This window comes from Caproicibacter sp. BJN0012, assembly GCF_035986805.1.
In the GTDB taxonomy this organism is placed as follows: domain Bacteria; phylum Bacillota; class Clostridia; order Oscillospirales; family Acutalibacteraceae; genus Caproicibacter.
This window is the reverse complement of the sequence record NZ_CP142518.1, coordinates 1,267,740-1,293,314: the sequence shown is the minus strand read 5'-3', so window position 1 is coordinate 1,293,314 and position 25,575 is coordinate 1,267,740. Positions and strand designations below refer to the sequence as shown.

Below are 25,575 nucleotides of genomic sequence, written 5' to 3'. Positions count from 1 at the left end.
GAATTCACCGGAAGGGGCATCCGTTTTCAGCCGGTCACCTGAAACAGTTTATAGCCTGAAAAATCACGGACTTCGACGCACCAATCCGTTCCCTGATTGTACAGATTCGGATAAGCCAGATTAATGGCATCGCTCGGCGCATCCTTCGGGTCCGGTACGAGTACGTACTCCACCCCGTTCCCAACAGGATCCGCGATACATGCATTGAAATTTGTACTGCTGCTGACCACAAGTTTCTGAAAATGATCCACATTGAGAGCTATGTTATATGTCGTAAAAACATCGGTCAGGATCGTCCTGTCCGGCAGCTTATCATTGATATAATCCGCAATACGATATTCCTCGTCATGAGTGCTTCCCTCATAGTCCGGGATCTTCCTGCCCTGCATGACGTTGTTCAGCAGAATAACGGATACGACCAGAGCGGCCGACAGCAACACGGCGAAAAATTTCTGCGAAACGGGTACTTTGCTCCCAGGCCCAAGGCGCTTCTCCCGCCTTCCCGCATAGTGCTTTCCCGCCCGGCCGAGTTTGAAGTATCCGTCCCGGCAGGCGGCACTCTCATAGGGAAGAAAGGCAGCGCAAACCGGAAGACTGTAGCAGAAAAAACGCAGCCACCCGAAGGAGCTTCCATTCCAGTACATGAGGATATGGAACAAAAGGAGCGACAGGACCAGACAGACAAGGCAAAGAAAATCATACCGGAAAACCGCACGGCCGATAAAACGCATTGCGATGATTGCGAAAAACACCATTAAAAAGGGCATGGCGCGGAAAGAAACATACTGGATCAGTCCCGGAACCGTAGAAACCTGAACGGCGCTTTCGCTCTGCGCCATGTTGGAATAATTGGAATTGAAAAAATAGAGGGGATTCCCGGTTATCACCCAGCAGATCAGAACCCATACCAAAGCGGTATAAACAGCCGGCGTATAAAGCATCACCAGCGTACCTTCCATATAGCGAAACTATTCGAACCGTCGTCCACCCGCCGCCCAGTAGGAGCTTTCTCTAGTATTAAACAGAATATTGAGGATGATGCAAACACCGATTCCTACTGCAAAAGGTATGGTTTCATATCTTACCAGAAAACCACCCGCAAGGCCAAAAGCTATTCTGATCAAATAACTGCCGCTGCCGCATGCGAACCAAAGAGTTAAGTTGCAGATACAGTAGATAATGAAGAAAAAAAAGATCGATTCGCTCATTCCATTGGAGCCGTAATAGAAAATGTAGGGGTGCAGAATATAAAGGAATGTGAAAAACAATGCGTAAGTTTTCGATATCTGGAATTTTAAGAAAGCACTCAGTAATACGTACGCCGTCAAAGCAGAAAACGCCGCCGTGACCAAACAACTGACAAGTCCGCGGGAAACAAGCGGTTTCCAAAGTGGAGCAAGTGCCACAAAAGGAAGTTCCAGCAAACTTGGAAGTGGATTCCAGATCAGACCGATCGAGCTTAGCCGGGGAGGCTGCACTGCAACCACATAATAGGCATTTGCCACGCGGCTGATGGCATCGGCGGGAAGGACCTGCAGGATAAGTCCCTGATAGAACCCATAAGCGGATTCCGCCAAAAAAAGAAGCAGCGCAAATGAAATGATCCACCGTCTATCGGCCAAATATGTGAGCTTGGGTTTGATCGGAAGTTCGTCATCCATGTACGGGCCTCCCACTTTTAGATAAAAACTTTAGAATTCCAAGGGTCCCGGTTTCGTTAAAACGATTTCAGGAAAGCGTCTAGAACGGCTGACTGTTTCGATTAAATTTTCCAAAAGTGGTATGTCTCCTATTATATCTGATTTTGGACTAAAGCATGCATGAATCCGATTTCGATATTCACCGTACAATTAAATGCTTACTTTTTTCGACAATAAATTTTAGCTCCAACGTATTATAACATCAGCTATCATAGCAGATTCTTCCTTATTTGTCACTCAGTTTATTTTTAGAAATTTCCCGATTGTGAAACAGGACGCACAGGAACCTGCACCTCTCTTGAAGAGCAGATTCTTTTCCATCCCATCCGCCTCTGACGGCGCAATGTCAAATCGTGTCTGATTTCGTCGCACAGCAGGCAGATTCCCACCTGGAATCACAATAAAGTGCCAAAATGCCCGCTCAGAATTTTTGCAGAACCTTAGCACAGGAATACTCCATCAGCTTAGTTTCAGTCTCGTTCAAGGATCCCAGCGGAACCTTTATATACTTCTTTTATTCGTGAATAATTATAAATGAACTGCAACCACATGTAAAGAAAAAAATTTTCTGAAAACAAAAAATTATTTGCATATTTTAAAACAGTATCAGCGACATATGGAGAGCGCATTTATGATGGAAACAACGACTGAATTTAACAGAAGTAAGAACCATACAGTTTTTTTAGTATAACACATCATTTCGGAAGCGAAAAGAATTGATTTGTAAAATCTTTCTTTACCTGCCTCAAATGACAGCAACATAGAAAGGCCCTTTACCGGAGCACGAAGCATACTTCGGTAAAGGGCCTCAATCACAGTAGAAAATTATTCATGGTCGACTTTGAACATGTGCTTGATGAGCTCCAGAACCTTGTTGCTGTAGCCCCATTCATTATCGTACCAGGAAACCAGTTTGACAAAATGGTCATTCAGCATAATACCGGCCTTGGCATCAAAAATGGAGGTACGGGCATCGCCGAGGAAATCGGAAGAAACAACCATATCCTCCGTATACCCCAGAATTCCTTTCATATCGCCTTCGGAAGCTTCCTTCATTGCATCGCAGATGGCTTCATAGGTAGTGGGTTTCGCGAGGCTGACGGTCAGATCGACGACGGAAACATCCAGGGTCGGTACGCGCATGGACATGCCGGTCAGCTTGCCTTTCACGGATGGAATCACGAGCGCACAGGCTTTGGCGGCGCCGGTCGTGGACGGAATGATATTGCCCGCTGCCGCGCGGCCGCCGCGCCAGTCCTTCTTTGAAGGACCATCGACGGTTTTCTGGGTCGCCGTGGTGGAATGCACCGTGGTCATCAGACCTTCCACGATCCCAAATTTGTCATTGACAACCTTTACGATCGGAGCAAGGCAGTTTGTTGTGCAGGAAGCATTGGAAACAACCTTCATATCCTTTTTATACATGTCAAGATTCACACCGCAGACAAAAGTCGGCGTGTCGTCTTTCGCAGGCGCCGATATAACGACTTTTTTCGCGCCGGCAGCGATATGGGCAGAAGCCTTTTCAGTGCTGGGGAATACGCCCGTGGACTCCACCACATATTCGGCGCCTACTTTCCCCCACGGAATCTGGGAAGGATCCTTCTCCGCATAAACAGAAATGGCTTTGCCGTTCACAATCAGTTTTCCATCTTCCGATTTGACTTCACCCTGGAAATGACCGTGCATGGTATCGTATTTCACCATGTACACCATGTAATCCGGGTCGATAAAGGGATCATTAATACCGACGACCTCAAAAGTCTCGGGCTGTGCGGCCGCCGCACGGAACACGAGACGCCCGATACGGCCAAAACCATTGATACCAATCTTGATGGACATAAACTGCTACCTCCTAATCTTTTCGGTCCATTCTTTCCTATTTATTTTATTACATCAGGAATACTTTTACAAGCTTTTTGATAATATTTTAACTAGCTTTCTTCCGCTATGGATTCCTCCGGGGTGTAGAACGGACTGACGCCGGCTTCTATGAACTTTTCTCCGCTTCCACAAACCTTGGCCAGAAACCCGGCATACACGGCGATGGAATTTTCCTCGACTTCCGGCTTGTCCCCATCTTCAGCAGATTTTCCCGGCTGCCGGGACGGAGCGAAGGTCATATCCGTCTTGGCCGGACAAAGCGAAGGGCGCAGCGCGAGAAGAAAAGCGATAATATAAAACGCCAGCATGATGTTCGCCATATGCAGGCCAATGGAAATAAAGCCGGCGGTTTCCCCTGTCCCAAAGTACTGGATGCAGCTCGGCACGCCCGTCACCAGCGAAAGCAGCGCCGCGGGAAAGCCTGTCACATAAATCATTTTTCCGGTTTTCGCACTTTCTATACCCGTGAGCAGTTTTGCCTGTGTAAACAGGAATAAAAGCAGAAAAACAACCGTAAATGTATGATAGACATCCTCTACGAGATTGACGGCCGCCGAGTAAGTGATAAACAGAACAACCAGGAAAAAGCAGCCCCAGACGGAAGGGATCAGCGCGAGGATCGGACGGCTTCCAACCGTGCGCAGACCGGCCGCGAAACCATAGGCTGTCATCAGCAGCACGCCGCCGGCCAGAATTCCCAGATAGGAATAGATCTGGTAAAAGATTTGCCCCTCCCCCAAAAAGCCGGTGCCGATCCCGACAACGGACTGAACCACCACAAAAATTCCCGCAAACGCTCCTAAAACGGCAGCGGGGATATTCTTCAATGGTTCAGTTCCAAACTCTCCCACCGCGGCCCGTCCGGCAAAAAACACGGTCAGAAAAATGCCCGCAATCAGCAAGGCGGAAGCCGCGCCAACCACTCTGCCGCCATCCGAGTAAAATCCGGTCTGCGGATTCAGATACCGGAGCATTGCAAAAATTCTGATCGGAAGAACCAACCCCAGAGTCACCCAAAAGGAGATCCAAGCCCGTTTCATATCAACTTCCCCCATATATATCACATTCTTTGGTCAATTGGCAGATAAGGAACATTTTTGGAAAGCGAGCGGTACGCCGGGCGCATGATCCGTCCGCACGTTTCCATTTCCTCAATGCGATGGGCGCACCACCCGGCTATCCTTGAAACAGCAAAAAGCGGTGTGTACAAGTCGCTCGGAATGCCCAGCATCTCATAAATCAGGCCGGAATAAAAGTCGACGTTCGCGCACATCACTTTCGGATTTCCCGTCACTTTTGCAAACACTCCCGGCGCGAGCTGTTCCACCCGCTCAAACAGTTCCAGCTTTTCCAGCATTCCGCGTTCCTCCGCAAGTCTGCGTGCCTGTTTTTTCAGAATGACGGCACGCGGATCGGAGAGCGTGTAAACCGCATGGCCGATCCCATAGATCAGCCCGGAGTGGTCCGGCACTTTTTTACGCAGTATTTTTTCCAGGTAACCGGATATTTCATCGTCGTCTTTCCAGTCCTTCACGCTTTCCATCAGGCCGTTCATCATCGTCATAACCCGGTGATTCGCTCCGCCGTGCCTCGGTCCCTTCAGCGACCCGATCGCGGCGCTGATCGCCGAATAGATGTCAGTCCCCGTCGAAGAAAGCACCCGGGCGGTAAACGTAGAGTTATTTCCGCCTCCGTGCTCCGCATGGATCATCATGCAGATATCAAGCAGTTTCGCCTCCTCGTCCGTAAATGAGCGGTCCGGACGAATCGCATTCAGGATGGACTCCGCAGTGGACTGGCTGGGATCCAGGGGATGAAAATACATGCTCTTCTTATCGAAGCGCCGGCGTTTGACCTGATAGGCGTAAGTCATGATGGTGGGCAGACGGGCAATCAGCTGAATCGCCTGGCGCATGTTGTTCTCCAGGGACGGGTTGTCAGGGTCTTCGTCATAGGAATAAAGCGCCAGAACGGACCGGGCCAGCTTGTTCATTACATTTTTGGAAGGAGCTTTGATAATCATGTCTTCCGCGAAATACTCCGGCAGTTCCCGGAAACCGCTGAGCACCATTTTAAACTGCTCCAGTTGGCCGGCTGTAGGTTGCTTTCCGAATAAAAGAAGCCACGCGACCTCTTCAAATCCGAACCGGTTTTCCGATGTGCATCCATCCACGATATCATTCAGATCAATGCCGCGGTAAGTCAATTTCCCTACGTCCGGGATCAGTTCACCATCCGCAATCAGATACCCGTGAACATTGCAGATCAAAGTGAGCCCCGCCATGACACCCGTGCCATCCGGATTCCGCAATCCGCGCTTCACCTGATAAAGATCGAATTTTTCCGGGGCAATTCGATTATTGGCGCGGAACTCGCCGCAAAGGTTCTCCAGTTCCGGGCTGTGGTTTTCCAGATTGATTTCCGCCATCCTAGCACCTTTCCTTTCATGATAAAAAATAAAGCCGCTGCTCCGAGCGGAAAACAACGCGGCCCGACCCTAACTTTATTTTAAATGTATTTTATCCCACCAGGCAATTAAAGTCAAGTGACTCTCTGCCCACTTTGGCGTCTGTTTTTGCAATATAATTTGTTAAATATTTCATTTTATTGCGTGTTTATTCTTTATAGATACTATATAAGTGGTCGGCTGAATCATTTAAAATGAAAAATGTATGAATGGTAAAGGAGGAATATGGAATGCAGCATCGCAGGGGAGAAATCCTTCTGGGTCTTATCCTTTTTCTAGCCATGTTTTTCATCCCATTTGCCGCAATCGGCAGCTCCGCGGCAAGCAAAGACGGCTCTCAGGCAGGAAAAAATCCAAGCTCCGAACCGGCGATCACCGGCAGCTCTTTTCACATCATGGACTCAGGCACCAAGCAAATCCTGACGGTCGGTGACCGCGAATTTATGACCGGAGGCGTCGCGGCCGAAATGTCGCCCAGCGCGGAAACGGAAGCCCTGAAAGCGCAGGCGGTAGCCTGTTATACCTATTACAGCCGGCTGCGTGAAATTCAAAAAAAGACGCCTGACGCATCGCTGAACGGAGCGGATTTTTCCGCCGACCTCCAAAACGGACAGATCTACCTGACCGACGATCTGCGCAGAAAACGCTGGGGCAGCCACTATGACGAATACGCACAGGCGCTCAAGACGGCGATCGACCCTGTCTTCGGGCAGACCCTGCGCAGCAGCGGCGAATTGATCGAAGCCACCTACTATGCCATTTCATCGGGGAATACGGAATCTTCCGCGGACGTCTGGGGAGGGGAGCGCCCCTATCTGGTTTCCGTCGCAAGTCCAGGCGACCGCTTCGCGGGCGGATACCAAACCGCCGTCACCCTGCCCACGGATAAAATGAAAACGGACATTCTGGCTGCCGCGCCGGACGCAAATCTTTCAGGCGACCCTTCCGGCTGGGTCGGCGCCGCGGAACGCACCGCCGCCGGTTCGGTCAAAAGCATCCTGCTGGGCGGCAAAAGCATCACCGGAAACGCGGCCAGGACTGCCTTTGGGCTGCGTTCCGCAAACTTCACCGTAAATTATTCCAACGGTCAGTTCACCTTTCTCGTGCTCGGCTACGGCCACGACGTCGGCATGAGCCAAACCGGCGCGCAGTACATGGCAAAGGAAGGAGTAAATTACCGCCAAATCCTTTCCTGGTACTATCCAACCACCACGCTTGAGACATAAAGCCGGTCCATCCGGACCATTTTGGCCTACCGCCTTAGTTTATTCGCGATGGAAACATCGCAGAGCTGTTTGACGCTGTAAATGGCGGCGGCCTGCTTGATTCCATTCTGTGTAATATATTCGTAAATATCCTGATTGTAATATCTAAGATCGACCAAATGAATCTCCGAAAAACTCTGGGAAAGATAAGGTATCATGGAATTTGCAAAGGAATCCTTCAGCAAAAGAAGCTTTCCTCCCTTTGCGTCCGGATTTTTCACCACCGTCACCGACGGATTCCCGCCGAGATAAACGGAATATTTATCCTTTTCATTCAGATATTCTTCCCAGTAGATCCCCTGATGCGTTTTCCCCGCCGTCACCTGGATAACAGACGACTTCCCTCTCTCAAAGGGAAGCACCAACGTGTCCGGCTTCTGCCATGTGTTGACGGCTTTGGAATAAAGCGTGCCATAGAAAGGCTGCGGCACCGTTTTGTAATCAAACGAACTCTGCTTCACGCAGGGGAATCCCATCGCCTCGGAAAGCGCCGCGTAGCCGATGTAAGCCCCGTAGGTATTCCAATGATGATCGGTCTTGAAATAATAATCGCCGCCCGTTTTCAGGCTGAGTTTATCAAACAGATCGACCACCGCCGCCTTTTGTCCCACCGCTTGTTCCAGCTCTTGAAACTCCTGCCGCTGGTCGTGGTTCGGCGCGGAATCGGGAAGGTTCTCAGGCTGCTCCTGAGAACCGGAGGGCACCGGCAAAATGGTCAGCGAAACGCCGGACTTTTCCGCGAAATCCGCCAGAGCGGAGGCATTATCCTGAAAAGTACCGGTTCTGTCCGGCAGCAGGACTTCATAAATATGACCGTTTTTGCCGAAATAAACGCCGCCTTCCGCGGGCACAGTGCTGTAATCCGCCGCAAGATCTCTTTTTCCAAGCAAAATCTGTTCCGTGGTATTCAGTGAAACAAAAACATCCCGCAGCGGAAAATGATCGCCGACATAATTTTCCGCCGATTTCATAAAGTTCCCGCTCAAGATGGAATCAACCGATGGAACCGGCGCGGGTTCCAGAACCCTGTTCTCATTCTCGGAAAAAGTCTGTTTCGGCGCCGCCGCGAGCCAAATATCCCCCACCAAGACCGAAACCGCAAGCAGCAATGCCGCCGAAACCGAGAATGGCCGGCAACCAATCCATTTTTTTAATCGGAGCATCTTTATCCCCCTGTAAATCAACATTTTCCGTCAAAAACGAAAATACAAAAACGGATTGTAGGAATTATCAACCAGCGCGGCAATCGAAAGCAAAAAGAGGATTGTCATGCCGGTGCAGCGAACCACAAGCCCGCCTCTCCCCTTTTGGCCGAGCCACCGGACCAACCTCGCCGGATAAGGCGTGCAGAACAGCGCGGCAAGCAGCAGAACCGGCATACCGGTCATCAGCGTGTAGACTCCCAGGGCGTCGGAACCGCCGGAAAACCCGAACATCGCGGCCACAACGCCGCAGGCTTTCTGAATATCCGTATAGGAAAAAAACACCCAGCCGACAACCGCGGCCAAAAACGCGTACAGCCAGCGAAAGAATACCGGGATCCGGTCCAGCCACTTCTGCAAAAATAATTTCTCACAGATAATCAGGAAGCCCCAGTATGCGCCCCAAACCGCGAAATTCCAACTGGAGCCGTGCCAAAAGCCCGTCAGCACCCAGACAACCGCCAGGTTGCGGACAAGCCTGACAGTGGAGCACCGATTGCCGCCGAGCGGAATATACAAATAGTCGCGAAACCAGCGGCCCAGCGTCATATGCCAACGCCGCCAGAAATCGGAGGCGCTCTGCGCGCTGTAAGGCATGTTGAAATTTTCCGGCAGGACAAAACCGAACATCCGGCCAAGCCCGATCGCCATATCGGTATAGCCGGAAAAATCAAAGTAAATCTGAAAAGTGAAGGCAAGCGCGCCAAGCCATGCGCTCAGCGCCGTGGGATTGCCGAAATACTGCACTTTGTCCGCGATGAGCGCAAGATTGTTCGCAAGCAGCACTTTTTTGAACAGGCCGTGAAGAAAGCGCAGCGCGCCTTCCGTCACATGCTCCATCGATTCCGCCCTTCCCCGCAACTGGGCCCGCATCTCTTTATACTGGATGATCGGCCCGGAAATCAGATGGGGAAAAAATGAAATATAAGTGCCGAAGTCGACCAGGTTCCCCTGCGCGCGCGCCTCGCCGCGGTAAATGTCGACGGAATAAGAAATGGACTCAAAGGTATAGAACGAAATGCCGATCGGCAGCGCGGCGGCGGGAACCGGCAGCGACAGGGAAAAAATCGAGTTGGCCGTGGAAACAAACAGCGCCGCGTATTTAAACCAGGCCAGCATCCCCAGGTTCACGCAAATGCCGAAAACCAGCACGGCGCGGCGCAGGGCCGGCCGGCCGGAAAAGCGCTCCAGCAGCGCCCCGACCGCGTAATCGAAGACGGCGGTAAACAGCATCAGGAACACGTAAACCGGCTCGCCCCAGGCGTAGAAGACAAGGCTGAAAGCAAAAAGGCAGAGGTTTCTCCACTTGCGCGGCAGCAGATAATACGCCGCCAGCGAAACCGGAAGAAAGATAAAAATAAAAAAGAGGCTGCTGAATATCATTGTTTCCTGGTCCTTTCCCCCGATTATTCTTCCGATTCCTATTGTAAAAGAATGGACGAAAAAAAGCAAGAGAACGCAAAGATGTTTCTTTGCGTTCTCCCGCATCAGCCGCCCGGTGCATCCCTTTCAAAATGCGCTGCCGGGGACCCGGCGGCCCTTTTCAACTACTCTTCCCATATGATTCGCACAAAGCGGCGGCCTGAGTTCTCACCCAAACCGCCGCCACGCAAATACAACTTACTAATTTGTTGAGTCAGTAATTGTTTTGTCTAGGGGGTTTCGCTTAACCAACCTTAGCAATGTTAACCTTCTGGCCATTGACATAGACACCGGTGGAAGCACCGGCAGCGCCGACAGCCGTAACTTTGTAGAAGTAATTGTTGCCGCTGTGGCTTACCAGCTGAGAAGTAAACACGCCGGCAGTGCCAAAACCAAAGGTCGGAGCAGCGGAAGCTGTAACTTTGTACTGATAGGAAGCACCCTTCTTCACGGTGATATCTTTGGTGGTGTCGCAAACGACTCCGCCAACCGTAATTACCAGAAGCTTCGTGCCGTTCACATAGATGCCGGTCTTCGCGTTGGCCGCGCCCTTCGCAGTAACTTTGATGAAGTAGTCATTACCGGACTTGCCAACATTGGCAATGTCAACAATGCCAGCGGTGCCAGCGGTCATAACCGGTGCAGCGGCCGCATCCGTAATCTTGAACTGGTAGGAAGCGCCGGAAGCAAGGGTAAAGTCATTATTGGTATCGGAAGTGAAGGTCTTTTCCGGGGTCTTCAGAGCGGTCAGGCTGGTTTCAGCCATGCCGTAATCGTCGTCCTCGTCGCCGTCTTCGTCAACCACATAAGCCTCAAGGGTCGCTTTGTTTTCGTCGGAGAACACATCGTCGAAATCAACACATTTTACAGTCGCGGTGCCGTTGCCGTTATCGGTCAGCTCAAACACGCCGCTGTTGTCTTCAATGTCGAACTCGATGCTGTAGCCTTCCGGAATAGAAGTGCCCGGAGCATAAGCAGAAGCCGTGTAGGTCGCGCTCTCGTTCAGAACGATCTTGTCGGAAGTCTTGTTCATCGCAAGGCCAGCAAACTGGAGCTGGTCAACCACGAACGTATCCGTGGATTTACCTTCGTTGCACTTTACGGTAAAGCCGTAGAAGTCGAGGTCATCTTCATCAACCGCATCGGAAGCGGCGGTAAAGATCGTGCTGCCAGCCGTGATCGTATTGTCCGTAACCTTCACCAGAACACCCGTCGCATCTTCATCGACATAGAGTTTATTCGCGCCGATGTACATTGTGCCGGAACCGTCGATCGAGTCAACACTGAGCTTGCCTTCAAAGACAACCTTGCTGTCTTCTTCAATCGTCACAGCATTGATGTCGGCATCACCCGTTACAGTTACGTCATCGTCTTCATCAGTTGTTTCAAAAGTCGCATCATCAGAAGTAGCGTTTGCCGGAGCCGGAATGGTGCCCTGGAAATCTGTGGTCTTCAAATCTGTGCCAAAGCCCACAAAATCAATCGCTTTAACTGTTGTATTATCACCAATCAATTCGATCGAGCAGCCATTTTCATCCTCGTTTGTCGCATTGGAGACAACTTTCTCAACCGAAACAGCACCGTCATCACTGTCAAGCGTGATTTCACGCGCGGACAGAGTGCCAACCGAAATCGGTTCGTCATCTTCGCTGCCTTCCAGAGAAACAACGCCCTTACTTGTAATGCTCTTTGCAGAGCCAGAAGACATCGTAATCTCACTGTCGCCTGTATCATCTTTGATCTTGATGTCGCCTACGTTATTGTCGGAGTCAACCTTGATCTTTGCACTTTCTTTCGATGTGATACTATCTACCTTGACATCGGCATCGTCAATGTTGACATTACCTGCTTTCAGGTCAATTGCGCCAACCTTCTTCGCGTCGTCAACCGTCAGCGTGTTCACTTTGCCCTTTACACCGTCGACGCTCGCGTCGTCGGCAATCGTTGCATTCGGAAGATAGTTGCTTGTGCTTGGGTCGCTGGTCGTCGCAAATTTCACGGAGAATCCGCTATCAATTTCCTTTGAAGGATTTGCCCCGTTAGTATTGCCTGTAAGTTTAATCGTATATTTCTTGTCATCCTTGGCAATGGTGTAGGAAGCATCCGCATCCTTAATTACATCATTTGCAAGAACTTTCTTTTCAACCTTGACTTTAGACTTAATGTCGTCGTCATCGGCCACATCATCCTTGCCGTCATGGTTGTCGGTCACTTTCGCTTTGAACGAAATGTTCGCGGTCTTGGCATCGTCCTTCACCGTCGCGTAAACATAATCGCTGTAGCCGGTGCCGCCCGCCTGAGTTGCATCCTGATATGGTACAAAGTCATAAGTGGCTACCAAGTTAGCATCATCCGGATTCGCAGCAGTAGTATAGACATAAAGATGTTTGCCTGTTGGAATCGTCACTTCTACGTCTGCGGCGGACTGAGCAATGGTCTGGCCCATCACTTCTGTAGGCTTATCTGTACCAATTGAATACCAAATACTACCTGTAACGCCATTGTGGATCTTAACTGAACCATCAGTCGTCGTAGCCTCTTTGGGGTCAACTTCTACGTCTGTTGTCCAAGCAGTACCATGTGTAGCAGTAACCTTTGCATTTACAGCTTCAGTTTCCCCAGTCTGATCAATGGCTGATCTGTAATAGTAAGCAGCCTTCTCATTCTCAGCAGCAGTCGCATTGGCGTTGGTGCTGTAAAGAGCGATTCTCTGACCAGCTGTAACGGACACTTCACCGCTGTCGACATTCGCATTAACAGTCTGTACCGTGCCGCCATCAATTGTGTAGTAAATTGCTGCACTATTGGTGTTAGCAATGACAACTTTGTCGTTATTGCCCGTCGCTTTGACGGTCACGCCGTCCATCTCGTCATCGCTGACAAGGTTCAGGCCTGTGGAGGAAACGTCAAGGCTGTCGTCGTTGCCGCCTTCCAGCACATAGTAGATACCCTGATATTCTGCATTATCAGAATCGGTATTAGCGATAATAGCCTTTTCATTCTTGTCTTCGGCAACTGTCGGAAGAGCTTTCCACTGAGCTAAGCAATTATTCTCGTTAGCAGCCTTTTCCGCTCTGAACACGGCGATTTTCTTGGAATCGTTTGCCGCCGTCGCAACTTTTGCGAAGTTGTCGTCGTCATCGTCGTCGCCGTCAAGTTCCGGAGAATCGGTTCCTACTGGATCATCACCATAGTCATAATAATCAGTAGCGGTTAAATCAGAAGCATCACCGATCACCGTGGAGTTCTTATCCACCGCATGGATCGTGACCTGCGTGCTGGCAGTCACATCGATGTCGTTATCGTCGTCATCGGTGTAGGTGCCTTTGTACAGAATTGCGAGAACTTCGTCGCCCTCGGAATCGCTCTTGCGAAGCTTCAGGGTTACATCGCCCTCATCCTCGTCGTCGTTGTTGTCGTCACCGATGTCCCAGGAAACCAGCTTGTCGCCGGAAACATGAGAAATCGAGTAAACTTCCGCATCGTCGACATCCTGATGGTCGGCGGTCTCCAGCGGAGCGGTCCCGCTGTAAATCAAATCCTGGAAATTCGCTACGCTTCTCTCGTCTTTGTCTCCGCCGTTGACCAGCCAGAACTCGTCGTTATCCGGGTCGTCGGTCAGAACGCCGGTCGCATGCTTCGTGGAAGCGGATGCGAGGGTGACCGGAAAGCTGGAAGCAATCAGTGCTAATGAAAGCAGAGCTGCCAGAGCTTTTCCTCTGAATTTTTTCATCCTTTTTGTCCTCCTTAAAATAGTTCGTTGTGCATTTGCGTGTGCTATGAGAATTTTAACATACATCTTGGCCGAAGGGTGCAAGTCCTCCGGCTGAAAACGACGCCCGCGCCCCCGCGCCCCACAGCGCGCCTGAACGCAGCGGTTGCGGACACCGCTCATATGTTTAATTGGATTATAAGATATTTGGCACTTAATGTCAAGTACATTGTGGATATATTTTTGAATAAAATTTGCCCATGAACGATAATTTTTACAGATTTCAAGCCAAATTCTTCAATTTCTTCGGAAGAATTTGGAAAGGCCGCGGCGGGATCTTCCAGCTATGGGAAACAAGCGGTTCCAGCAAGTCCCGAAAGAGGAAATTTATTCCGTATTTCATATCAAAATTCAGCCGGAGCCATAAAATTTTTTGATCGGACGGCATCGCAGAGGCAGGAGGCGTTTTTCTTCCCGGAAAGGACGCGGACGCGGCAGGGAGCCGCCGCGCCGGGACGGGTCACCGCGGGGCACCGGACGGGCAGGAGCGCCCCGCCGGAGGGAAGCCCGCACAGGGCCAGCCGGTTGCAGCAGGAGCCGTACTCCCTGAAATAGGAACAGGCCGCGTTCCCCGTGCAGTGGCACACGGCGGGCAGCTCCGCGTAGCCGGAAGCGATTTCGCCGCCGCCCCCGTACGGGCCGTTGCTGATGAGAATATGGTCCGCCGCGACCTCAAGCGGAAAGAAATACCCCGCCGTGCCGTGATGCGGGGCTTTCAGCACGGCGTACCCGTCGTACATCCGGGCGGAGGCCGCGAGAAGGCTTTCCGGCGTCGCGTCCCCCGTCATCAGGATGTCGTCCTTCCCCGGCCCGCCCCGCCGCACATTCTGAAACACCGCGCACGCGGCGTTCAGCGCCCCGGAGTACGCCTCCCGCGTTTTTCCGTCGGCCAGCAGGTCCGCCGCCGCCCCCGCGCACGGCAGCAGCAGAAGCTCCGGGGTCAGCGCCCGAATCCGCTCGTACAGCTCCCGCGTCTCTTCGGCTTCCTCCTCCCGCACGGGAGCGGAGGAGACCATCAGCCGGTAGGCGGCGCAGAATCGCTCCCGCAGCCCCAGGAACTCCCGCGCGCACGGCGGAAGGAGCGGGGCGGAGAGCATCGCGTCGATCTCCTCCACGGCGGCGGAAAGCTCCCCCGGATAGGGAAAGCCGGTCTCCGGCGGCCAGATCACCTCGTACTCCGTCCCGTCGAAAAGGAATCCGTCCCCCTCCCGCACCGGGAAGACGGACCCGGCCCCCGCAAGCCGCGCGGCGCGCGTAAAAAGGGTCAGAACGGCCGCATTGACCTGCGCGTAACCGGTCAGGCGGCTCAAGAACACGGAGACGTCGAGGGCGAATTCCAACAGAAGAGGCCGCCCGTCTTCGCCGCACGGAGGGACCGGAAGATACAGCGAGCCGAAATAGCCCGGCGCTGTTTCCAGGATCCGCCACAGGCCGCACAGGTGGTCGCGGTGGCAGTGGGTCAGAAAAAAGGACCGGTTCTCCGCTTCAAAATACCGGGGGATGACCGAATCCGTCACATATTCGTAGAATCCCGGCCCGTTCTCGCCCAGCCGGAGGTTGCTGCTGCCGCAGTCCACCATCAGGATGCCGCCCCGGTCCCCGCCCAGAACGACGCATTCCCCCCAGCCGACGTCGTGCAGGTCAATCCACCGCACCCGATTCCTCCTCTCCGGGGGAATCCGGTTCCCTGCGGCACCATCCGGAATCGAACCGGCCGCCGCTCCACTGTCCGGAACGCACGACCTGCCCTCCCCGGTACTCGGTCCCTTTTCCGTGGGGTTTTCCGTCCTTCCACTCGCCGGTGTAGAGCAGGTTGCCCTCCATGTCGAACGCGGAGCCGCGCCCCGTGGGGATGCCGTCCTTCCAGCGGCCGATGAAGACGGAGCCGTCCGAGGAGCCGAACGCGACCCCCATGCCGTCGCGCAGATTCCGTTTCCAATTCCCGGCGTAGCACAGCTTTCCGGATTTGTAATAATACACGCCGAAGCCGTCGCGCTTGTCGCCGAGGTATCCGCCCTCGTAGGCGGTTTGGCCGTTTTCCATCTGCGTGCGGCCCCGCCCCTGCCTCAGGCCGCCGATCAGCGAACCGAAATACAGATAGCTCTCCTCTTCGCTGACGACGATGCGCTTCGCGGGGATGAGGCCCTCGCCGAACAGCGGCTCGATGCGGGCGGATTTGCGGTCAAGCTCCCTTGCGTGGATCACTTTTCCGCCGAGGCCCTTGGCGGCCACGCTGTATTTGACGGGCGCGGGACTTGGGGCCGGGGCCGGATTCGGGACGGGGCCGGGCTTCGGCGCGGGAACGGGATTCGGGATCGGCCGGGGAACGGGCGGCTCGACGGAAAAAATCTCCCGGTCGACCGCGTAGTCCGAGGAATCCAGGTCCTCCGAGGTCCGCACGGACGCGCCGAGGACCGCGCCCGCCGCAAAGGCGGGGACAGCCTCCGGTTCTTCCTTCCCGGCTTCCTGCCGCCGGGGTTCGGAGCCGTCGTTGCGTATGTAGGAAAATTCGAGCCGCGCGTCCCCGCCGGGGTCCGTCCAGTCCGGTTCCGGGACGCCGCCGCTTTCCTCCAGACGGCGGAAAAGGGCAAGGCGCTTCTCCCGCTCGGCGGGCGCGCAGTAGCAGAAAAGGCCCCCGCCGGTGCGCGCCAGCACCCGCGGCTCGCCCCCGGCGGCGCTGTTGACGTAGCTCTGCGCCGCCGTTCCGGGCCGCACCGGGCAGGAAAGCAGCTTTTCCCGTCGGTAGCGGCCCGTTCCGGCGTCGAATTCCAGCAGCTCAAGCCCGTCTCCGTCCGGGCGCAGAAGCACCTCCGGGCGGCCCGTGTCCGCCGTGAAATACGCGGAGCGCAGCCAGCCGAGGTCCCTGCCGTAAACCGCTTCGGACAGGATTTCGCCGGACAGGTTCCGGGTCACCAGCCGGAAGCCGTCCGGACGCCGGAAAGCTTCCTGAACCACGGTCCTGCCGGAAACCTTGCGCCAGCGGAATTCGCCGCCGCCGATTTTGTAACGGGCCCGGACGACGCGTCCGTTTTCGACCCCGCGGGCCAGGCCCTTCGCCAGACCGCCGGAAAGCGCCTTTTCCAGCGCGCCGGCCAGCAGGACATCCCCTTCCCCGCCGCCGTCGAACGGGCGGCAGGATACCGAGTGGAAAACCGTTTGCGAAGAATGTTCCGGCATGGGCAGAAAACTCCTTTCGCGAGGAAACTCTTCCCTTTTTCTTTCTCTTGTTCTATCCTACCCTAATTTTATTAAATTTTCAAGAATTCCACAGAATTCTTTCGCTGGTACAATTATGTAACAAAATTAACAATTTTTCGGCAGAAAAGAATCTGCTAACTATTATATATAGTATAGAGAGCTTGCGGAAGGATCCGCCGCATCCTGAAAACAGTTGCGAAAAGAAAGAGGGACGGGCTATAATAGTTCCGTCCCTCGGAGTTTTCACTCTCACTTAAACATATACTGCATGCTGTCCATCAATTCCCCGACGGTATGCAAAGTCTTGTTCGCGCGTTTGCGGAAGCTGCGGTTGTTCTTCATCATCTGGGTGCCAACCGTGGCAAGAGCCATCCCGGCAACAAGGCCGGTCCCGATCCCGCGCACAAAATTCATCGTCTGCTTGTACATTCTACAATACCTCCAAACGCAGAAAAAAATATGAATGAAATTTCCTTTCATTATTTTGCCTCTTTCCCTTCGGATTATTGAAGTGAAATGCTGGAAAACCGCCTTAAAAATTACATTTTTAAAATAGAAAAGGAGAATACTATGCCGGAACTCAACATTGTCATGGTGGAGCCGGAAATCCCGCAGAACACCGGGAACGTGGCGCGCACCTGCGCCGCGACGGGAGCGCGGCTTCACCTGGTCGGCCCGCTCGGATTTGAAATCGACGACAGGAGGCTCAAACGGGCGGGCCTGGATTACTGGCACCTTCTTGATATCACCTGTTACAAAAGTCTTTCCGAATTTTTCGACCAAAATACCGGGAATTTTTTCTATTTCTCCACGAAGGCGCGGCATGTTTACACCGAGCCGGCCTATCCGGACGGCAGTTACCTCGTTTTCGGAAAAGAGACGGCCGGTCTGCCGGAAAAACTTCTTTACGAAAATCCGGATTCGTGCGTCCGCATCCCGATGAGAAACGACCCTTCCGCGCGCAGCCTGAACCTTTCCAATTCGGTGGCCGTCGGCGTATTTGAGGTGCTGCGCCAGTGGAAGTTTCCCGGAATGCTTTGCAGCGGCCAGCTTCGGCAGTATCACTGGTAATCGGTCTCTTTTCCCGATAAAATTCGTATCAGCGGCGGGCCGCAGAACCTTGAAAATGCCATTCATTGGTTGTATAATAAAAAAAGTTTGTCAGAAAGGTAACAATATGGAAACGATCTCCCAAAATTCTTCCTATGGAAAAGGAGAGGTACTTGATGAACGCTTTGAACAAAAAGACCGTAGAGGATATCGACGTGAAGGGCAAGCGGGTCCTGGTCCGGTGCGATTTCAACGTCCCGTTTGATTCGGACGGAAACATCTCCGACCCGAAGCGGATCGACGAGGCCATGAAAACGATTTGCTATCTAAGGGATCACGGGGCAAAAGTGATTCTCTGTTCCCACCTGGGCCGCCCGAAGGGCGAATTCAACCCCAAATACTCTCTCGCGCCGGTGGGTGACTATCTGTCCAAAAAGCTGGGGACGGAAGTCAGAATGGCAAAGGATGTCATCGGCGAAAGCGCGAAAAGCATTGCCGCGAATCTGAAGGACGGCGAAGTGGAGCTGCTTGAGAACGTCCGCTTCCATAAGGAAGAGGAGAAAAACGACCCCGCTTTTGCGAAAGAGCTTGCTTCTCTCGCGGAGATTTACGTCAACGACGCATTCGGGACCGCGCACCGGGCGCACGCTTCCACCGCGGGCGTGGCGGATTACCTGCCCGCCGTATGCGGATACCTGATCCAGAAAGAGATCACTGTCATGGGCGGCGCTCTTGCCAATCCGAAGCGTCCGTTCGTCGCGATCCTCGGCGGCGCGAAGGTCTCGGACAAGATCGGCGTCATCACGAATCTTCTGGATAAGGTGGACACGCTGATTGTCGGGGGCGGCATGGCCTACACTTTTACGAAGGCGCTCGGCTACTCCATCGGCTCCTCCCTGTGTGAAGAAGACAAAGTCGGCCTTGCCGCGGACCTGATGGCCAAGGCAAAGGAAAAGGACGTGCGTTTCCTGCTCCCTTTGGACAATGTCGTGGCGGACGAGTACGACAAGGACGCGCAGTATAAAACCGTCGATTCCGACAAAATTCCGGACGGCTGGATGGGCCTGGATATCGGCGAAAAAACCCGCAAGCTGTTCGCCGAAGCGATCCGCGGGGCCGGCACCGTCGTGTGGAACGGCCCGATGGGCGTAAGCGAATGGGAAAACTTCGCGGGCGGCACCGTCGCCGTCGCCAGGGCGGTCGCGGAAAGCGGGGCTGTTTCGATCATCGGAGGCGGCGACTCGGCTGCAGCCATCGAGAAACTGGGTTTTGCGGATAAAATGACCCATATCTCCACCGGCGGCGGCGCTTCCCTCGAGTTCCTGGAGGGCAAGGAACTGCCCGGAATCGCCTGCCTGAACGATAAATAAATCGGAAGGGGCGGAATTCCGCCCCTTCCTTTTCCTTCCCATACCATATCATACAGGAGGTCACCGTTATGAATAAAAAGCTGAGAAAAGCCGTAATTGCGGGCAACTGGAAAATGAATCAGACGCCAGAGGAAGCAAAAGCGCTGGCAAGCGCGATCCTGCCAGCCGCGCAGGACGCCGGCTGCGAAGTCGTGGTCTGCGTTCCGTTTGTGGACCTTTTCCCTGTTCTGGAAACCGCAAAGGGATCCCGCGTCGGTGTCGGCGCGCAGAACTGCCACTGGGCGCCCTCCGGCGCGTTTACGGGCGAGATTTCCGCTCCGATGCTGTCTTCCATGGGCGTGCAGTACGTCATTATCGGACACAGCGAGCGCCGCACCTATTTCGGCGAGACGGACAAGACCGTGAATCAGCGCATCCGCGCGGCGCTTGACAGCGGGCTCAGCGTCATTCTCTGCGTCGGCGAATCTTTGGAACAGCGCGAACAGGGGATCACCTCTGAATTGGTCTCCATGCAGACGAAAATCGCGCTGCGCGGCGTTTCTGACGAGGAGTTAAAACGGATCATCATCGCCTATGAGCCGATTTGGGCGATCGGGACCGGCAAAACCGCGACCGCCGGACAGGCAAACGAGGTCTGCGCGACCATCCGGTCGACGGTCGCTTCTTTGTATGGTTCCGCGGCGGCCGACGCTCTGACCATTCAGTACGGAGGCTCCATGAACGCGAAAAATGCGGACGAGCTTCTGGCTCAGCCCGACGTGGACGGTGGCCTGATCGGCGGGGCCTCCCTAAAGCCGGACGACTTTGCCCGGATCATTCAGGCGGCAAGCAAATAATCCCGGAAGGAGTACAGGAATGAAAAAACCTCTGATCCTTATGATATTGGACGGATTCGGCATCGGGCCGCAGGAGGGAAACGCCGTCAAAGCGGCGTCGAAACCGAATCTTGACCGTCTTTTTTCTGAAAATCCCCTGACACAGATCGGGGCTTCCGGAATGGACGTCGGCCTTCCCGACGGGCAGATGGGAAATTCCGAAGTCGGACATACGAATATCGGCGCCGGCCGCATCGTTTACCAGGAACTGACGCGGATCACAAAATCGATCGAAGACGGTGACTTCTTTGAAAACCCGGCTCTGCTCGGCGCGGTCGATGCGGCGGCATCTTCAGGCCGTGCGCTGCATCTGATGGGCCTTCTTTCCAACGGGGGCGTGCACAGCCACAATCAGCATCTTTACGCGCTCCTGAAACTTGCAAAGCAGCGCGGCTGCGGCAGAGTCTTCGTACATGCGTTTCTGGACGGCCGCGACGTCCCCCCGGCCTCCGGGAGGGATTTTGTCCTCGACTGCCAAAAGCAGATGGCGGAAATCGGCGTCGGCAAAATCGCGACCGTAATGGGACGCTATTATGCGATGGACCGCGACCACAGATGGGAACGGGTCGAAAAGGCTTACGACGCGATGGTCCTCGGCAGAGGCATTCAGAACGGCGATCCCGCCGCCGCGGTGGAGGAATCCTACCGGAACGGCGTGACGGACGAATTCGTCCTCCCCGCAGTCTGCGACCCGGAAGGCCGCGTCGCTTCCGGCGACTCGGTGATCTTCTTTAATTTCCGTCCGGACCGCGCCCGCCAGATCACCCGCACCTTTGTCGATCCGGAATTCGACGGTTTCGAACGGGCCGGCGGTTTTTTCCCTCTCCGCTTTGTCTGCATGACGCAGTACGACGCGACGCTGCCGAACGTCGACATCGCCTTCCGCCCCCAGCAGCTGAAAAACACGCTGGCGGAAGTGATCTCCAAAAACGGAATGACACAACTGCGCATTGCCGAAACGGAAAAATACGCGCACGTTACTTTTTTCTTTAACGGCGGCGTGGAAACCGTCTACCCCGGCGAGGACCGCGCGCTGATCAACTCGCCGAAAGTCGCCACTTACGACCTCAAGCCGGAAATGAGCGCCTACGAGGTGACGGACGCGCTGGTGGAGCGGATCCGCAGCGGCAAATACGACGTAATTATTTTGAATTTCGCGAACTGCGATATGGTTGGCCACACCGGGATCTTCGACGCCGCAAAGGCCGCCGTGGAAGCTGTGGACGCCTGCGTCGGCCGTGTGACCGACGCGATCCGCGAAACAGGCGGAATTGCGCTGATTACGGCGGACCACGGGAACGCCGAGCAGATGACGGAGCCGGACGGCTCGCCGTTTACCGCGCACACGACAAATCCCGTTCCGTTCTGCGTGATCGGATATCCCTGCACTCTGCGCTCCGGCGGGAAGCTGGCGGATATCGCCCCCACAATGCTGAAAATCCTCGGCCTTCCCCAGCCTTCGGAAATGACCGGGAAAAGCATCATAAAATAAGATCAACAGTAAAAAGGGCTGTCTCCGGCTTTTCATTGCCGGAAGACAGCCCTTTTTAACGTCTCCTTAAAGTAACTTGTTCAGAGCATTTACAATTCGACGATGTGCCGCAATGCAGTCGCTGAAGACGGAAGGCGCATCCGCTCCGCTCTTTTCTTTGATAAAATCGGCCTCCTGTTCTTCCTGAGACAATACCTGTTGAAAATAATCCGCATAAGATTTCAGAGAGCCTGATCCTGACGGAAAGTGGGACGGCGGTGTTGAACTGCTGGTGACGATAACCATTCCCTCAGGTGGCGTTGGCCGTGCATACATCATCCCGCAGTCCTGAGACGACAAAACACCCATATCCACTAAATCAGAAAGTACAGATTGAAAATCGGAATTGGACAAATTAGTAAAATCATATTTTTTCTGAAGATCCTGTTCCCGCACATCGGTCAGCGCATTGTCTTCTTCGGGGCCCTGTGATCCCAAAGGAGATAACTGAATGGTATCAAGATTGTTTTTTAAACTCTGAGATGCTTCTTGTAATGTATCATCAAACGATGTGCTGCTTTTTACGTTTCCGCTCCATGAATGGTAGTTTAAGTTGCCGGTAAAATTTGACTGCAAGGAAGAAATTCTGTTACTCACCATTTTTAATCACCTTCATTATAGAGAATTCCTGTGCTGATCAATCTCTTATTATCGCTGGTATACTGTACGCAGCCTTTTAAAGAACTGTTATCGGATTCCGTGTAATAGGAAACTGTTTGATACTTATTTCTAACAAGAATCGGACTCATGGTCTTTCCATCGTGGCTCAAATACAGTGTGGCGGGAATTCCAGACGCCGTCTCCACCAAAAAAGTTATTTTAACTTCCCACCCCGTCGGATCTATACCTGTTAATTTTTTATATTTTGTTATTAAATCATCTTTCACAGCTTTCGTTAAATGATATGTAGTAGTCGAATTACTAACCGGATAGTATGCTTCTGCCGATATGCTCGTATAATATTTTTCCCCCGCAGGATAAATAGAAATGGAATAAACACGTGTCCCGTTTCTGCCGCTGGATAACATTTGCTTGGTGTTGCTGATTTTATCTGCATCGTTAACAGATTTAATTTGCGCTGCACTTGCCGCGATATTTCCAATTGAAAAGATCATGCCTAAAACGATTGCAAACATCACAAAAATATTTAGTTTACTTTTTCTCATTTTTCCGCTCCTTTCGAAAGTAGACTGCCAAACTCAAAAATTCTCATCCTCCTCTCATTTAATTTATTTTAAAATAACATATTTTCCATTTTTTGTCAAGTTTAATGCTCTTTTATGTATATACGCTTGCGATTTTTATGTATATAATAAAAATTTAATATTAATTACAGTTGATAATAACCTTATTAAAAAAATTCGAGTAGGTAATTTTTTCTTTTACAAATATAGTAAGATATAGAAAATCATTCTTTTTTTATCGGTGTCCGGCTAATTATTTTCGGATTCCTTTCCTTTGTATTGACTTAAAAGAATTGAAAGATATAATATAGATAAATAAAGTCAATCCAAAAAACAAAATGAAGATAAGGGGATGAGGTTACGAAAAAGATAGAAATGATTATTCGCCCGGAAAAACTGGAAGAGGTAAAGAGCGTCCTCAACAGCCTTTCCATCAACGGCCTGACGGTGACTCCGGTTTCCGGCTGCGGAAATCAGAAAGGCCTGAAAGAGGTTTACCATGGAACCGTATACAATCTGAATCTGCTTCCGAAAGTAAAGGTGGAAACGGTTGTACACGACGAGGTCGTAACCGATCTGATCTCAAAAGTCTGCGAAGCGGTCAAAACAGGTGAAATCGGGGACGGAAAAATTTTCGTTTATAATGTGGAGCAGGCAGTCCGCATTCGGACGGGAGAACAGGGGAAAGACGCGATCTAATAAGCCGTCTTCATCATAATCCATTCAAGTAAAAAACTTTTATGGTACGGGATCTTTTTCTTAAGATCCCGTACCATTTTTGTGTTCAGGAATATCGGGGGTGCAAAATTTTCCCTGCTGAAAATAGAAGATTTCATTCCGGGCCGCGATTGAATTTGTCTCTGAAAAATGATAAGATAAAATAAAATAACGGTATGCCAACCGCCGGGAGGGGTCTCCATTGCTATTCAGGAAAATGATTGCCGTTTTCCTTGTTTTTGCCGTTCTTCCGTTTGTCCTGACAGGATGTAAAAGCGGCAGGCCGTCAAACGCCGATAAAACCATCGCTTATGGGCTGACGGATGAGCCGAAGACCCTGGACCCTCAGATCGCCTCCGATTCCTCTTCCATAATCGCGATCCAGGCGCTCTTTGAAGGACTTGCCAGGCTGGATGCCAAAGGGAACGCGGTTCCCGGGGCAGCCGAGCGCTGGCAGGCAAATTCGGACAGCACGGAATTCACCTTTTCCCTTCGCAGCACAGCGAAATGGAGCGATCAAAAGCCCGTCACCGCGGATGATTTCGTCTACGCATTCCGCCGGGCCGTTTCTCCGCAGACCAATTCTCCCGTCTGTTCGCAGATGTTCTGCCTGAAAAATGCCAGGCAGATCAACGCCGGAAAACTGGCGCCGGAAAAACTGGGAGTTTCCGCAGCGGACAGCCATACATTGAAAGTGGACCTGGAATATTCCTACCCGGATTTTCCGAAGCTGACCGCAAATTCCGTTTTCATGCCCTGCAACCAGGCGTTTTTTGAATCCACTTCCGGGCGCTACGGCCTGGATTCCTCCTTTGTGCTCGGAAACGGCCCGTTCCGCATCGACGGAAAATACGGATGGGCCCACGACCAATATCTGAATCTGAAACGTTCCTCCTCCTATTCCGGCGGCCAGGCTCCGCTGCCGTCCAACGTGAACTTTCGCGTGAACGGTGAAGACACCGATCTGAGCGACCCTGTCGCCGCCCTGAAAAACGGGACCGTCGACGCCGTTTCCGTTTCCCACGCACAGGCCCTGGAGGCGCAAACCGACGGATGCACCATCGCCTCATTTCAGGACAGCACCTGGGGCCTCTGCTTTAACACCTCGTCGGATCTGATGAAAAACGTGAACGTCCGCAAAGCCTTTTTGCAGGCGCTGGACCGGAAGAAGGTCCTAGCCCATCTGCCGCGGGACGCCTCGGCGGCGGACGCCATCTTTCTTCCGGGCACCACCTTGCTGGGGGAAAATTACCGAAAACTCGCGGGCTCTCCATTCCTGCTTTCCCAGGACGCAAAAGCCGCGCAGACGCTCGCTTCAGGCCTTTCTGAGCTCGGAATTTCCGGAAGCGGCAAAATGGGATCCGTAAATGTCCTGTGTCCGGATGACGAAAATGTTAAGCTAATGCTCAACGAGATGATTATTTCCTGGAATACGCAGTTCCATAATTACTTTAATCTGGAGGCAATGGACGAAAGCTCCCTTCTTTCCAAAGTCGAGTCGGGAAACTATGTGGCCGCCCTCTACCCCGTCAGGCCGGACGGAGACGGCCCCGCCCAGGTTCTGTCCCTGTTCCGCAGCAAGGATAAGGGGAATTTCACCGGATACAGCAACGCCGCTTATGATTCCCTCCTGGCAAAAGCGGAAAACGGGACAGGAACGGAAGCCGCCACGGATTACGCCGCGGCGGAAGAATACCTGAACCGGCAGGCTGTTTTTTACCCGTTGTATTATGGGAAGCGATACTACGCCATGGCAAAAGGCGTATCCGGAATTTCGTTTCACCCGTATCAGGGTGGCGTGGACTTTATCAACGCGGGCAAGGAATAGCAGCAGCAGGAATCCGATCACTACCGCCATCCGGAAACTCCCCGGACGGCGGTTCCTTTTTTCTGTCCCTGCCGGAAGGAAACAAAATCCATTTTTTTGATAAAATGGAT

The 25,575-nt window shown here is 52.7% G+C and carries 20 protein-coding genes; 7 read left to right on the top strand and 13 right to left on the bottom strand.

Annotated elements, in window-relative coordinates; translation table 11 throughout:
• Nucleotides 1-26 precede the first annotated feature (26 nt).
• The 5 genes from VA597_RS06145 to VA597_RS06125 all read right to left on the bottom strand — a co-directional run bounded on the left by VA597_RS06145 (nucleotide 27) and on the right by VA597_RS06125 (nucleotide 6,012).
• On the bottom strand, nucleotides 27-959 hold the full coding sequence (locus VA597_RS06145) for a hypothetical protein (RefSeq protein WP_326975534.1): 933 nt from the start codon (nucleotides 957-959) through the stop codon (nucleotides 27-29).
• A gap of 9 nt (nucleotides 960-968) precedes the next feature.
• Nucleotides 969-1,661, bottom strand: a complete 693-nt coding sequence (locus tag VA597_RS06140) for a hypothetical protein (RefSeq protein ID WP_128741927.1) — start codon at nucleotides 1,659-1,661, stop codon at nucleotides 969-971.
• An 864-nt stretch (nucleotides 1,662-2,525) separates the two neighbouring features.
• Nucleotides 2,526-3,542, bottom strand: coding sequence for a type I glyceraldehyde-3-phosphate dehydrogenase (gene gap, locus VA597_RS06135; protein WP_128741926.1), 1,017 nt, complete (start codon nucleotides 3,540-3,542; stop codon nucleotides 2,526-2,528).
• A gap of 92 nt (nucleotides 3,543-3,634) precedes the next feature.
• The gene (locus VA597_RS06130) at nucleotides 3,635-4,624 is read right to left on the bottom strand and encodes a hypothetical protein (RefSeq protein ID WP_128741925.1); all 990 of its coding nucleotides are present in this window, start codon (nucleotides 4,622-4,624) and stop codon (nucleotides 3,635-3,637) included.
• A gap of 20 nt (nucleotides 4,625-4,644) precedes the next feature.
• Nucleotides 4,645-6,012 (bottom strand): citrate/2-methylcitrate synthase, encoded by a 1,368-nt coding sequence (locus VA597_RS06125; protein ID WP_128741924.1) that lies wholly within the window; start codon nucleotides 6,010-6,012, stop codon nucleotides 4,645-4,647.
• A gap of 269 nt (nucleotides 6,013-6,281) precedes the next feature.
• Between VA597_RS06125 and spoIID the strand changes: the two genes are divergently transcribed.
• Complete coding sequence (gene spoIID / locus VA597_RS06120) at nucleotides 6,282-7,277, top strand: stage II sporulation protein D (RefSeq protein WP_326975532.1); 996 nt, start codon at nucleotides 6,282-6,284, stop codon at nucleotides 7,275-7,277.
• Between the two features lie 26 nt (nucleotides 7,278-7,303).
• On the opposite strand, the gene VA597_RS06115 is transcribed toward spoIID, so the two are convergent.
• From VA597_RS06115 to VA597_RS06090, 6 genes are all read right to left on the bottom strand, one after another.
• Nucleotides 7,304-8,479: a DHHW family protein gene (locus tag VA597_RS06115; protein WP_326975531.1), complete on the bottom strand. Its 1,176-nt coding sequence runs from the start codon at nucleotides 8,477-8,479 to the stop codon at nucleotides 7,304-7,306.
• A gap of 30 nt (nucleotides 8,480-8,509) precedes the next feature.
• Nucleotides 8,510-9,901 carry an MBOAT family O-acyltransferase gene (locus VA597_RS06110; RefSeq protein ID WP_326975530.1) on the bottom strand — a complete coding sequence of 464 codons (1,392 nt, stop codon included), beginning with the start codon at nucleotides 9,899-9,901 and terminating at the stop codon, nucleotides 8,510-8,512.
• Nucleotides 9,902-10,184: 283 nt separating this feature from the next.
• Nucleotides 10,185-13,673, bottom strand: coding sequence for a hypothetical protein (locus VA597_RS06105; RefSeq protein WP_326975529.1), 3,489 nt, complete (start codon nucleotides 13,671-13,673; stop codon nucleotides 10,185-10,187).
• Between the two features lie 383 nt (nucleotides 13,674-14,056).
• Entirely contained in the window at nucleotides 14,057-15,367 is a 1,311-nt protein-coding gene (locus VA597_RS06100) for a hypothetical protein (protein WP_326975528.1), read from the bottom strand.
• The gene (locus VA597_RS06095; RefSeq protein WP_326975527.1) at nucleotides 15,354-16,889 is read right to left on the bottom strand and encodes a hypothetical protein; all 1,536 of its coding nucleotides are present in this window, start codon (nucleotides 16,887-16,889) and stop codon (nucleotides 15,354-15,356) included. Before VA597_RS06095 ends, VA597_RS06100 begins: the two co-directional genes overlap by 14 nt.
• Nucleotides 16,890-17,159: 270 nt before the next feature.
• Nucleotides 17,160-17,339, bottom strand: a complete 180-nt coding sequence (locus VA597_RS06090; protein ID WP_128741917.1) for a hypothetical protein — start codon at nucleotides 17,337-17,339, stop codon at nucleotides 17,160-17,162.
• A gap of 141 nt (nucleotides 17,340-17,480) precedes the next feature.
• Here VA597_RS06090 and VA597_RS06085 point away from each other — a divergent pair, with 141 nt between their 5' ends.
• The 4 genes from VA597_RS06085 (at nucleotide 17,481) to gpmI (ending at nucleotide 21,697) form a co-directional block, all read left to right on the top strand.
• Entirely contained in the window at nucleotides 17,481-17,981 is a 501-nt protein-coding gene (locus VA597_RS06085; protein WP_128741916.1) for a tRNA (cytidine(34)-2'-O)-methyltransferase, read from the top strand.
• Between the two features lie 155 nt (nucleotides 17,982-18,136).
• A complete protein-coding gene (locus tag VA597_RS06080) occupies nucleotides 18,137-19,330 on the top strand; it encodes a phosphoglycerate kinase (protein WP_326975525.1) in 1,194 nt (397 codons plus the stop codon).
• Between the two features lie 68 nt (nucleotides 19,331-19,398).
• Nucleotides 19,399-20,166 carry a triose-phosphate isomerase gene (gene tpiA / locus VA597_RS06075; RefSeq protein ID WP_128741915.1) on the top strand — a complete coding sequence of 256 codons (768 nt, stop codon included), beginning with the start codon at nucleotides 19,399-19,401 and terminating at the stop codon, nucleotides 20,164-20,166.
• A gap of 19 nt (nucleotides 20,167-20,185) precedes the next feature.
• Nucleotides 20,186-21,697 carry a 2,3-bisphosphoglycerate-independent phosphoglycerate mutase gene (gene gpmI / locus VA597_RS06070; RefSeq protein WP_128741914.1) on the top strand — a complete coding sequence of 504 codons (1,512 nt, stop codon included), beginning with the start codon at nucleotides 20,186-20,188 and terminating at the stop codon, nucleotides 21,695-21,697.
• Between the two features lie 66 nt (nucleotides 21,698-21,763).
• Here gpmI and VA597_RS06065 read toward each other — a convergent pair whose 3' ends face one another.
• Both VA597_RS06065 and VA597_RS06060 read right to left on the bottom strand, forming a co-directional pair.
• Complete coding sequence (locus tag VA597_RS06065; protein ID WP_128741913.1) at nucleotides 21,764-22,336, bottom strand: hypothetical protein; 573 nt, start codon at nucleotides 22,334-22,336, stop codon at nucleotides 21,764-21,766.
• A gap of 2 nt (nucleotides 22,337-22,338) precedes the next feature.
• Nucleotides 22,339-22,902, bottom strand: a complete 564-nt coding sequence (locus VA597_RS06060; RefSeq protein ID WP_128741912.1) for a hypothetical protein — start codon at nucleotides 22,900-22,902, stop codon at nucleotides 22,339-22,341.
• Nucleotides 22,903-23,295: 393 nt separating this feature from the next.
• Here VA597_RS06060 and VA597_RS06055 point away from each other — a divergent pair, with 393 nt between their 5' ends.
• Both VA597_RS06055 and VA597_RS06050 read left to right on the top strand, forming a co-directional pair.
• Nucleotides 23,296-23,619, top strand: coding sequence for a P-II family nitrogen regulator (locus VA597_RS06055; RefSeq protein WP_128741911.1), 324 nt, complete (start codon nucleotides 23,296-23,298; stop codon nucleotides 23,617-23,619).
• Nucleotides 23,620-23,839: 220 nt separating this feature from the next.
• Nucleotides 23,840-25,465, top strand: coding sequence for a peptide ABC transporter substrate-binding protein (locus VA597_RS06050; RefSeq protein ID WP_128741910.1), 1,626 nt, complete (start codon nucleotides 23,840-23,842; stop codon nucleotides 25,463-25,465).
• Nucleotides 25,466-25,575 lie beyond the last annotated feature (110 nt).

Coding starts and splice junctions, on each gene's coding strand:
- VA597_RS06140 (WP_128741927.1), bottom strand. CDS start 1,661: ATGGATGACGAACTTCCGATCAAACCCAAGCTCACATATTTGGCCGAT.
- VA597_RS06145 (WP_326975534.1), bottom strand. CDS start 959: ATGGAAGGTACGCTGGTGATGCTTTATACGCCGGCTGTTTATACCGCT.
- VA597_RS06055 (WP_128741911.1), top strand. CDS start 23,296: ATGATTATTCGCCCGGAAAAACTGGAAGAGGTAAAGAGCGTCCTCAAC.
- VA597_RS06110 (WP_326975530.1), bottom strand. CDS start 9,901: ATGATATTCAGCAGCCTCTTTTTTATTTTTATCTTTCTTCCGGTTTCG.
- gpmI (WP_128741914.1), top strand. CDS start 20,186: ATGAAAAAACCTCTGATCCTTATGATATTGGACGGATTCGGCATCGGG.
- VA597_RS06080 (WP_326975525.1), top strand. CDS start 18,137: ATGAACGCTTTGAACAAAAAGACCGTAGAGGATATCGACGTGAAGGGC.
- VA597_RS06115 (WP_326975531.1), bottom strand. CDS start 8,479: ATGCTCCGATTAAAAAAATGGATTGGTTGCCGGCCATTCTCGGTTTCG.
- VA597_RS06060 (WP_128741912.1), bottom strand. CDS start 22,902: ATGAGAAAAAGTAAACTAAATATTTTTGTGATGTTTGCAATCGTTTTA.
- spoIID (WP_326975532.1), top strand. CDS start 6,282: ATGCAGCATCGCAGGGGAGAAATCCTTCTGGGTCTTATCCTTTTTCTA.
- VA597_RS06090 (WP_128741917.1), bottom strand. CDS start 17,339: ATGTACAAGCAGACGATGAATTTTGTGCGCGGGATCGGGACCGGCCTT.
- tpiA (WP_128741915.1), top strand. CDS start 19,399: ATGAATAAAAAGCTGAGAAAAGCCGTAATTGCGGGCAACTGGAAAATG.
- VA597_RS06095 (WP_326975527.1), bottom strand. CDS start 16,889: ATGCCGGAACATTCTTCGCAAACGGTTTTCCACTCGGTATCCTGCCGC.
- VA597_RS06065 (WP_128741913.1), bottom strand. CDS start 22,336: ATGGTGAGTAACAGAATTTCTTCCTTGCAGTCAAATTTTACCGGCAAC.
- VA597_RS06105 (WP_326975529.1), bottom strand. CDS start 13,673: ATGAAAAAATTCAGAGGAAAAGCTCTGGCAGCTCTGCTTTCATTAGCA.
- VA597_RS06130 (WP_128741925.1), bottom strand. CDS start 4,624: ATGAAACGGGCTTGGATCTCCTTTTGGGTGACTCTGGGGTTGGTTCTT.
- VA597_RS06085 (WP_128741916.1), top strand. CDS start 17,481: ATGCCGGAACTCAACATTGTCATGGTGGAGCCGGAAATCCCGCAGAAC.
- VA597_RS06125 (WP_128741924.1), bottom strand. CDS start 6,012: ATGGCGGAAATCAATCTGGAAAACCACAGCCCGGAACTGGAGAACCTT.
- gap (WP_128741926.1), bottom strand. CDS start 3,542: ATGTCCATCAAGATTGGTATCAATGGTTTTGGCCGTATCGGGCGTCTC.